The 8,979-nt window shown below is 72.7% G+C and carries 8 protein-coding genes and 2 pseudogenes; all 10 read left to right on the top strand.

Going from position 1 to position 8,979, the window contains the following annotated elements; all coding sequences use genetic code 11:
* A pseudogene (locus C665_RS16560) lies at positions 1-570 on the top strand (hypothetical protein); the annotation flags it as partial.
* A complete protein-coding gene (locus C665_RS16555; protein ID WP_004323182.1) occupies positions 563-1,027 on the top strand; it encodes a phage tail protein in 465 nt (154 codons plus the stop codon). The pseudogene C665_RS16560 and the gene C665_RS16555, both read left to right, overlap by 8 nt.
* A gap of 14 nt (positions 1,028-1,041) precedes the next feature.
* On the top strand, positions 1,042-1,761 hold the full coding sequence (locus C665_RS16550; protein ID WP_004323179.1) for a CIS tube protein: 720 nt from the start codon (positions 1,042-1,044) through the stop codon (positions 1,759-1,761).
* Entirely contained in the window at positions 1,761-1,925 is a 165-nt protein-coding gene (locus C665_RS20910) for a hypothetical protein (RefSeq protein WP_004323177.1), read from the top strand. The genes C665_RS16550 and C665_RS20910 overlap by 1 nt, the downstream gene beginning before the upstream one ends.
* Positions 1,912-2,961 (top strand): phage late control D family protein, encoded by a 1,050-nt coding sequence (locus C665_RS16545; protein ID WP_012585234.1) that lies wholly within the window; start codon positions 1,912-1,914, stop codon positions 2,959-2,961. Before C665_RS20910 ends, C665_RS16545 begins: the two co-directional genes overlap by 14 nt.
* Positions 2,962-2,974: 13 nt before the next feature.
* A complete protein-coding gene (locus C665_RS16540; protein WP_004323175.1) occupies positions 2,975-3,613 on the top strand; it encodes a phage baseplate assembly protein V in 639 nt (212 codons plus the stop codon).
* Complete coding sequence (locus C665_RS16535; RefSeq protein WP_004323174.1) at positions 3,607-5,259, top strand: hypothetical protein; 1,653 nt, start codon at positions 3,607-3,609, stop codon at positions 5,257-5,259. Before C665_RS16540 ends, C665_RS16535 begins: the two co-directional genes overlap by 7 nt.
* A 19-nt stretch (positions 5,260-5,278) precedes the next feature.
* Positions 5,279-5,668, top strand: coding sequence for a GPW/gp25 family protein (locus C665_RS16530; RefSeq protein WP_004323173.1), 390 nt, complete (start codon positions 5,279-5,281; stop codon positions 5,666-5,668).
* Between the two features lie 117 nt (positions 5,669-5,785).
* Positions 5,786-7,978: a putative baseplate assembly protein gene (locus tag C665_RS16525; protein ID WP_004323171.1), complete on the top strand. Its 2,193-nt coding sequence runs from the start codon at positions 5,786-5,788 to the stop codon at positions 7,976-7,978.
* Positions 7,979-7,992: 14 nt separating this feature from the next.
* A pseudogene (locus C665_RS16520) lies at positions 7,993-8,979 on the top strand (hypothetical protein); the annotation flags it as partial.

Genomic DNA, 8,979 nt, shown 5'->3' with positions numbered 1-8,979 from the left:
GTCTCGCTCCGGTACGGCGCCTGGCGCTCGATCGCCGGGCGCCCGCTGCCCGGCAAGGCGCTGCCGTGGCCGCCACCGACGCAGCAAGCGGCCACCGCCCTGCGCGCAACGCCCGGCGCGACCGTGGTGCTGACGCGCGCGGGCCGGCTGCAGGTGGACGACGAGGCCTTATGCGTGCCCTGCCTGCCCGGCGCCGACCTGCAGCGCATGACGAAGGCGCAACGCGGGCTGGAGCACTGGCGTTCGGCCGAGGTGATGCGCTTCATGGGCTGGCTGCGGCGCGAGCTGCAGGCCCTGGGCGAGCGGCTGCTGTTCGACACCGATCCGGGCGACCCGCGGCCCGAGCTCGCCCTGCGCGGCTTTTTCGGGCGCCTGCACGAGGCCGGCGCCTTGCGCGGCGCGCAGCCCGAGCACGCCTACCGCATCCGCGAATTGCCGGCCGTCGATTCCGCGATCGCGTTCGAGATCGAGATCGCGCCGGCCTACCCGATCGACCACCTGCGCCTGACCTTCCTGCACGACCGCCACGCGGCCGTGACGGAAACCCGCATCGAGGCCATCGATGGCTGACTCCGCCGGCGAATTCATCCCCTTCCGCTTCCGCGTCGCGCTCTACGACGGCGAAGGCGGCCGGCTGCTGTGCCGCGGCGCCTTCAGCGAGGTCAGCGGCCTGGAGGCCACCATGGCGCCCAAGACCCTGCGGGAAGGCGGGCGCAACTGGGGCGAGGTGCAGCTCGCCGGCCCCACGAGCTTCGCGCCCGTCATCCTCAAGCGCGGCATCACCGAGGTGGCGGACCTGTGGAACTGGTTCGACGTGAGCACGCGCCAGTCTAACCATGCCTTGCGCCTGTCCGGCACGATCGACGTCTATCACCCGCAGGACCCCGACAAGCCGCTGCTGCGCTGGCGGATCACGAACGCCCTGCCGACCCGCTTCAAGGGCCCCGACCTGTCCTCCACCGCGAGCCAGGTCGCGATCGAGGAGCTTCAGCTCGTACACGAAGGGCTGGAGCTCGAGCGCGGCTGAATGGAGACGACGACATGCCTGCCCCGCAGATCGCCCGTGCCAAGCTGATCCCGATGAACGGCGACCAGGTCGAGACCGACGAATCGAAGCACATCGACGTCCAGTTCAACCCTGCGACGCTGCGCGTGACCCTGTCGAACACGCTGAAGGCCGACAACCGGGCAGGCAGCGGCGGCAGCGGCGCGGCGGCGCAATACATCGACAAGAGCGAATCGACCCTCGCGGTCGAGCTCGTGTTCGACACCAGCGTGGCCGCGAAGCTCGGCTCCGACGCCCGGGCGAATCGCGAGACGGTCGCCGCCGACAGCGACGTGAGGACGCTCACCAAACGTATCGCCGAAACCTTCATGAAGCCGCAGGACGCCGGGTCGAACCGCCCGCGGGCCCCCGGGCGCTGCCGTTTCCAGTGGGGCAGCTTCCAGTTCACCGGAATGCTGTCGAGCTACTCGGAGACCCTCGACTTCTTCGCGCCCGAGGGCATCCCGTTGCGCGCCACCCTGGCCCTCACCTTCAAGGAGGACCGCTACCAGTTCGCGCTCGACCCCACGGTGCGTGCAGACGCACGCCCGATGCCCGGCTTCGCTGCCGGCGGCGAAGGCCGTGATGCCGCGAGTGCCGCGCAGTCTGCCGGCCGCGATCCGCGCGACTGGCGCGTCATCGCCGAACTCAACCGCCTCGACAACCCGCGCTTCACCGTTCCGGGCGCCTTGCTGATTCCGACTGGAGGCACCTGATGCCGCTGATCATCGACGAACTCGTCGCCGAGGTGCAGGCCGAGCCGAACCCCGCGCAAGCTTCGGCCACCGAGGCGCGCCCACCGGCCGGTCCGCCCGGCGACACCCTGCTCGACCTGCTTGCCCTGGCCGGCGAACGGGAGGCTCGCCTTGCCATCGACTAGCGCCGCGCTCCTCAGCGTCCGTCCGCGCATGCGCGTCGATGGAGACGACCGCCCCGCGCTCGGCACCGCGGTGCAGGCGCTCTCGGTGCATCTGCCCGCGAGCGGCATGGCGAGCGCCGAGGCGCGCGTGGTCAATTGGGCCGCGGGGGAAGGCGCGGCACCGGACTTCGCGTTCCAGGATCTGCGCCTGGGCAGCAGCATCGAGATCCTCCTCGGGGAGCACGCCAGCGGCGCCGTCTTCGTTGGCGAGATCACCGCGCTGGAGGAGCGTTACGGCGACGGCGCGCCGCAACTCGTGATCCTCGCCGAGGATGCGCTGCACCGGCTGGCGCGCCGGCGCGCCAGCCGGGTGTTCGAGAACCGTGGCCTGGCCGCGGTCGTCCGTGCGATCGCCGACGACGCCGGACTGCAGGCCGACGTAGGCATCGAGGTCGGCAGTGCGGACTGGCTGCAGCACAACGAAAGCGACCTCGCCTTCCTGCTGCGCGTGCTGGGCCCGCACGACATCCCGCTGCGCATCCAGGACGGGCGCCTGCACGCGCGCGCCGAGGAGGCGGACCCGGACCCGGTCCGCATCGACGCCGGAGCGAACGCGCGCCGCATCCGCATCATCGCCGACCTCAACCAGCAGCCACGGGAAGTGCTCGCACACGGCTACAACCTCGCCACCGACTCCAGCACCCAGGGCAGCAGCGCCGCACTCGCGCCCGCCCCCCCCGGACGCAGCGCCGCGACGACGCTGGCCGAGCTCGGCTGGGAGGGGCGCTCGCCACGCCCCCACCCCTTCCCGCGCACCCAGGCCGAGGCCGAATCGCTCGCGCGTGGCGCGTTCCGCCGCGATGCACGACGCTTCCTCCACGGCGAGATCGTCTGCACCGGCACGCCCGAGCTGGGAGTCGGGCGCGAGCTCGAACTCACCGGGGTATCGCCGCGGCTCGCCGGACGTTACCGCATCGCCGAGTGCTGGCATCACTTCGACAACACCCAGGGCCTGTCGACACGACTGCGCGTCGAACGGCCGGACTGGACCCCCTGAGGAAGCGCCCGCCATGTCGCGCCATAGCCCCGGTCCGCTGCAGGAACTGCACCTCGGCGTCGTCCTCGACAACGACGACCCGGAAGACCGCGGTCGCGTGAAGCTGCACCTGGCGGCGACCGGCCTGGAGACCTGGGCCGCCGTGATGGTGCCGAGCGCGGGCGGCGGCTACGGCGTCAGCCTCCTGCCACGCGTGGGCGAACAGGTCGTGGTCGCCTTCGTCGGTCCCGACCTGCCGATCGTGCTCGGCGCGGTGTGGAGCGGTGGCGCCAGCCAGCCCGAGGACGCGCGCCCGGTCGACGAACGCTACCTCGTGCAGAGCCCTGCCGGCCTGAAGGTTCTGCTCGACGACCGGCAGCCGAGCGTGACGATCGAGACCCCGGCCGGAAACCGCCTCGTGATCACCGACCAGGGCGGCGGCAAGGTCACGATCGAACAGGGCGGCGAGCGGGTGGACATCGCGCCGGGCACGGTCAAGCTCACCGGCTCGGGGATCGTCAGCATCGAGGCCGCCCAGGTCACGATCTCCGCCGGCCTGGTCAAGGTCGACGCCGGCCTGAGCAAGTTCTCCGGCGTCGTGCAGTGCGACACGCTGATCAGCAACGCGGTGGTGTCGACGAGCTATTCGCCGGGAGCGGGGAACCTATGGTGAGCATCGATTCCGCCCTGCGCGCCGAGCGCCCGATGCGTCCCGCCCGCGGCGCCCCCTCCGCGGCTCCCCACCAGCCGCAGGTCATCGCCCCCTTCTTCGCCGGCGAAGGCGAGGGGCTGACCCTGCATCGCTACTTCGACGAGGACTTCGTCGCGCGTTTCCTCAACGACGCCCAGGCTGGCCGGCTCACCGGGACTGCCGCGCAGCCATGGTTCCGCGCCGACCGTTTCGGCCGCTTCGGCGCCGAGCCGACCCTGCGCCTGCCCCTGCACCGCTGCTTCTACCTCGTGTGCGCCGAGGTGCGCTGCATGGCCGCAGGCGGCCCCGCCTTCGATCCGCGCAAGATCCTCGGCGCCGGCCTCGTGGTGCGCCGGGTAGCGGCCGACGGCTCGGCGCAGCGCTGGATGATCGCCGACGGCCAGCCATTGGGCTGGCGCGACGGCAGGATCCCCGATCACGACCCCGACGACGTGCACCGCCTCCGCGCGCGCGGGCTGCTGCCGGTGCGCTTCCCCGAACCGCCCTATTCCGGAGAGGAGGTCGCCCCCCTGCACACGCTGCTGGCGACCCGCCGCGACGCACGCGGAGTCGAGCGCAAGCACACCCTGCTGTGGGGCTACCTGCCGCTCTCGGGCAGCGCCCGCGTGCAGGCCGAGGCGCCGCTGCCGCAGACCGACGGCGGCGACGCCCCCGACTTCGGGCTGGAGCATGCATGGCCGCTCGGCACCCGCGACGCCAGGCCCTGGGTGGACGGCGACGGCCTCGTCGTCACCGAGGGTGTCGCCAGCGTCGGCTTCGTCGAGCTGCTGCAGACCCTGGTCGCGCAGTTCCGCATCGACGACGCCACCGACCCCGACAACGCCGGCCTCCGCACCCTGCTCGGCCAGATGCGCTTCCACCACTTCGAGGTCCGCCTCGTCGAGGGCGAAGGCTTCCCGCAACGGGTGCCGGTGTTCGGCGACACGGCACTCGAATGGCTGGACCGCAGCGCGGCGGCCCTGGTCGAGTTCTTCGCCCGCATCGACCGCGGCGAGTTCGTCGCCGGCCGCACCGCGCTGCCCGACGGCACGGGCGGAAGCCGCAAGGACCGCCTGCTGCTCTCCGAACAGCAGGCCGAGAACCTGCGCAGCCTGGTCGGGCTGCGCCTGGCGCGCGCCCAGGTGCGCTTCGACGACGGCCTGCCCATGCCGCGCTACGGCCAGGGCGACGACGACCGCTTCACCGCCCTGCCCTTCATCCGCTGGCACGACGAGTGCGGTTGCGAGCGCGTCGCCTGGGGCCCGGCCAGCCACGTCTTCCGCGTCGCCTCGCCCTTCGACCCCGAGGCGCAGCGTCCGACCACGGTGGTCCTGCCCGCGCTCGACGACCTCAAGCGCGGGCTTCCGCGCGGCGTGGCGATGCTGGCGCCCAAGTCGCTCGCCGACGTGCTGCGCAAGATCAGTCCGGACGCCGACATGAAGGGCGACGGCCCGGGCAACCGCAGCGGCGCGTGCTGGAGCTTCAGCTTCAGCCTGCCGGCGATCACGCTGTGCGCGACCATGCTGCTGATGGTCGTGATCAACCTGCTGAACCTCTTCCTCGGCTGGCTGCCGCGGGTATTCCTCGCGCTGCCGCGCCTGTGCCTGAAGGCGCTCCGGGGCAAGTGAGACCAACGAGGAGACCGCGATGCCGACCCCGGAGTCCCTGCTCACGAGCTTCCCCCTCCTCGCCAGCCCGGTCGCTGGTGGCCGCCAGCACTGGCAGACCGGCAACGCGAGCGTGCGCGAAGTGATGCTCAACATCCTGCTGACCCGCCCCGGCGAGCGCCTGATGCGGCCCGAGTTCGGCGCCGGCATCCGCAGCTTCATCCACCACCCCAACAACGAGACCACGCGCGCGCTGATCGCCGACGCCGCGCTGCGCGCGCTGCGGCGCTGGGAACCGCGCGTGAGCATCGAGGCGGTGCGCGCCGTGGCCGACCCCGAGCGCCTGTCGCAGGTGAACCTCGAGGTGCGCTACCGGCTGCTTGCCGACGAGCGGCGCGAGACGCTGCAACTGGCGCTGGACCTGGGATGACTGCCATGCACGCCGCACGCCGGTCGATCGCCCCCACCCCGTCTCGACGCCGCCAGGCGAAGGGTGCTGCCTTCGCCCACGCCCGCCGCGCACCCGAATCCTGAGGGAACCGAACAAATGTCGCCCCCCAAGCCGTTCCCCGTCCCCGACCTTGACGACCGCCGCTTCGACGAACTCGTCGCCGAACTGCAGGCACGCCTCGCGCGCCACGTGCCGGAACTCGCCCCGCTCGCGCCCGGCGACCCGGTGTTCGCGCTGGTGGATCTGTTCGCCTGGCTCACCGAAACCATCCTTTATCGCGCCAACCGCATTCCGGACCGCCAGCGCCTGGCCTTCCTCAACCTGCTGCAGATTCCCCTGCGCCCGGCACGCCCGGCGAGCGGCATCGTCAGCATCGACTCGACCGCGCACGCGCTGCCGCTGCCGATTCCACCCGAGGCGCTGCTCAAGGCGGGGACGACGAGTTTCTCGACCATTGGCGAGGTGCAGCCCACGCCACTCACCCTGCGCATCGTCGTCAAGCGCAGGCTCGACGAGGCCGCGCTTGCCGCCGAGGGCATCAGCCTCGACCAGTTGCGCGCGCAGTACGGGGTAGAGCCGGCCGCCTTCCGGCCGGTGACGCTGCACCCCGGGCGCGACCGGCCGAGCGCAGCCGGGACCTGCGACGGCGCACTGCATCTGGGCATCTGCCTCGCCAGACCAGCCCCGGCGACGCAGGCCGAACGCGTGCGCCGGGCGCTCGGTGGCGTCCTCCTGAACGTCGGGCTGGCGCCGGACACGGAGCTGGAGGGCGGGCTCGCCACCGGCCTGCGTGCGCGCAGGCTGACGTGGGAGCTGGCATGGTGGCCCGACCCCGAAGATGCACCGCAAAGGGTGCAGTACCTCCCGCTCGAAGTCGTCGCCGACAGTTCGGCGGGCGGACGCAGGACCGGCGTCGCACGTCTCCGCCTGCCGCGCGACGCGGAGATGCTGCGCGCGACGAGCGCCCTCGATCCCCAGTTCGCCGGACTCGGCGACACGCCGCCCGAGGCACCCGCCGACCTGCGCCCCGATCAGCTTCTGTTCTGGCTGCGCCTGTCCTGCGCGGAGGAGGCCGATCTCACGCTCGGCTACCTCGGCCTCAACGCGGTCGAGGTGATCGGCCAGGGCATCGCGCGCGACGTCCTGCTCGGCGCCGGCACCGGCCGTCCCGACCAGCGCCTCGAACTGCCCGACCCGGACGTGGATGAGCGCAGCGTCGAGATCGAGGTGGAGGCCCGACGCGCCTTTCGCGCCTGGACCCGGGTCGCCCATTTCGCCGGCAGCGGTCCCGACGACACCGTCTTCGTCGTCGACTCCGCCGACCGCAGCGTGCACTTCGGCGACGGCGTCCGCGGCATGCGTCCGCCCGCCGGGGCCCGCATCCGCGCCGCCTTCTACCGCCACGGCGGCGGCAGCGGCGGAAACCTTCCACCCGGCAGCATCCGGGAACTCCATGGCGCGAGCGAAAAGCTCGCGGTACGCCACGAGTGGCCGACCCGCGGCGGCGTCGACGCCGAGTCGCTGGACGAAGCCGAGCGCCGCATCCCGGCCTTCCTGTCCCACCGCGACCGGGCAGTCACGGCGGAGGACTTCGCCGTGCTCGCGCGCGACAACCCGATCAACCCGGTGGCGCGCGCCGAGGCCGTGGCAGGATTCTTCCCCGGCGCAAGCCTCGCCGCGGTGCGGCGCAACGTCCCCGGCGTCGTCAGCGTGTTCGTGATGCCGCCGGCACCGCAGGCGATGGCGGCCGCACCGCGTCCGAACGCCGGGCTGCTCGCGGACGTGCACGCGTACCTCTCGGCGCGCTGCATGCTCGGCACCGAGCTCTACGTGCTGTCGCCACGCTTCGTACCGATCGCGCTCGCACTCTCGCTCGAGGTGGTCGATCCGACGAGCGAGCAGCAGGTCCATGCGGAGGTCGAGCGCGCCCTGCTGCGCTACCTGTGGGCCTTGCCGCCGGGTGGGCCGCGCGGTGCGGGCTGGCCACGCGGCAAGGCCGTCGAGATCAACGAGCTGCGCACCCAGGCCGGGCGCGTCGAGGGCGTGGAGGCGGTCAATGCGCTGCGCCTCTTCTACCGGACGACGGAGCAGGACCCGCCGAGCTGGCGCGAGCTCACCGGTGTGCAGGCACTTACGCTGCTCGACTTCGAACTCCCCGAGCTGATGGCGGTCTCCATCCGCCCCGGCGAGGACCGCCCCGCCCCGCCGCGCGGCTTCGGACCCGAGGCGGGCGCGGCAGCGGACGGCCCGCGCCCGGTGCCGGTACCGGTGATTCCGGATCTGTGCTGATCGAGGCCACGTCCATGAACAGCAACGGCACCCGCTTCCTGCTCCTCGACGGCGCGGCCGACTTCCACAACACGAGCCGGCAATGCAGCTGGGACCACGAGCAGCGCGCCTTCACGCTGACCCGCCAGGACGCCCCGCGCCTGCCACGCCTGGCGGCCGCGCGCGCACGCGAGCGCCTGCTCGCGGCGACGCCGTGGATGCTCGACGACCACGGCCAGCTCGGTCGCCTGTCGGACGACGGCCTGCGCCTGGAGTGCGCGCCGTCCTGGCCGCCACGCACCTGGCAGCCGGTGCGCGCCACGCTCGACGAAACGCACGCCGATGCCTCCGCCCTCGAGGTGCTGGTGCTCGATCCGGTCGATGCGCCGGCGGGCCGCTTCACCGACCTCGCCTTCGGCGGCAGCGGCCTGGTCGTGCTGCCGTGGAGCGACGGTGGCGTACAGCATGGTCTCACCGCGGTGCATCTGCGCCGGCGCTGGCAGGCCCGCTGCACGCTGCCCTTCGCGCCACGCCGCGCCTGGGTCGAGGCCGCCAGCGGCACCGACCGCGTGTGGCTGCTCGGCGAGACGCAGCTGGGCCTCGCCGTGGGGGCGCCCCTGCCACAGCCCTACCGCGGCCGCCCCGAGCGCTTCGAGCCGCTGCAGACCAATCCCGATCCGCTGCGCCTGGCGTGGACGCTGGCCCTGCCGCCCCACGGCGGGCTGCTCGGGCTGTGCACCGACGAAGACCATCTCTTCGTGCTCGGCGAAACCCCCGACAGCACGGCGGACGCCCCGCGCATGCAGATCTTCATGCGTGCGCTCGGCGCCGCACCGGGCGAGGGCTTCGACATCCGGCGCCTGCCGGACGGGCTGCCGCTCGCGACCGACCTCGCCGCGGCCGGCGAGGGCCGGCTCCTGCTCCTGCCGCCCATCGACGAAGGCGCGGAACCTGGAACGCGGCGCGACTGCCCGCTCATCTCCATGCGCGAGGACGCGCCCGCCGCAGACTTGATGCCCGAG

The organism is Thauera aminoaromatica S2 (assembly GCF_000310185.1).
In the GTDB taxonomy this organism is placed as follows: Bacteria; Pseudomonadota; Gammaproteobacteria; order Burkholderiales; family Rhodocyclaceae; genus Thauera; species Thauera aminoaromatica.
The sequence above is the reverse complement of the archived record's forward strand: the minus strand, read 5'-3'. Positions and strand labels throughout refer to the sequence as shown.

Coding starts and splice junctions, on each gene's coding strand:
- C665_RS16555 (WP_004323182.1), top strand. CDS start 563: ATGGCTGACTCCGCCGGCGAATTCATCCCCTTCCGCTTCCGCGTCGCG.
- C665_RS16550 (WP_004323179.1), top strand. CDS start 1,042: ATGCCTGCCCCGCAGATCGCCCGTGCCAAGCTGATCCCGATGAACGGC.
- C665_RS20910 (WP_004323177.1), top strand. CDS start 1,761: ATGCCGCTGATCATCGACGAACTCGTCGCCGAGGTGCAGGCCGAGCCG.
- C665_RS16540 (WP_004323175.1), top strand. CDS start 2,975: ATGTCGCGCCATAGCCCCGGTCCGCTGCAGGAACTGCACCTCGGCGTC.
- C665_RS16535 (WP_004323174.1), top strand. CDS start 3,607: ATGGTGAGCATCGATTCCGCCCTGCGCGCCGAGCGCCCGATGCGTCCC.
- C665_RS16530 (WP_004323173.1), top strand. CDS start 5,279: ATGCCGACCCCGGAGTCCCTGCTCACGAGCTTCCCCCTCCTCGCCAGC.
- C665_RS16525 (WP_004323171.1), top strand. CDS start 5,786: ATGTCGCCCCCCAAGCCGTTCCCCGTCCCCGACCTTGACGACCGCCGC.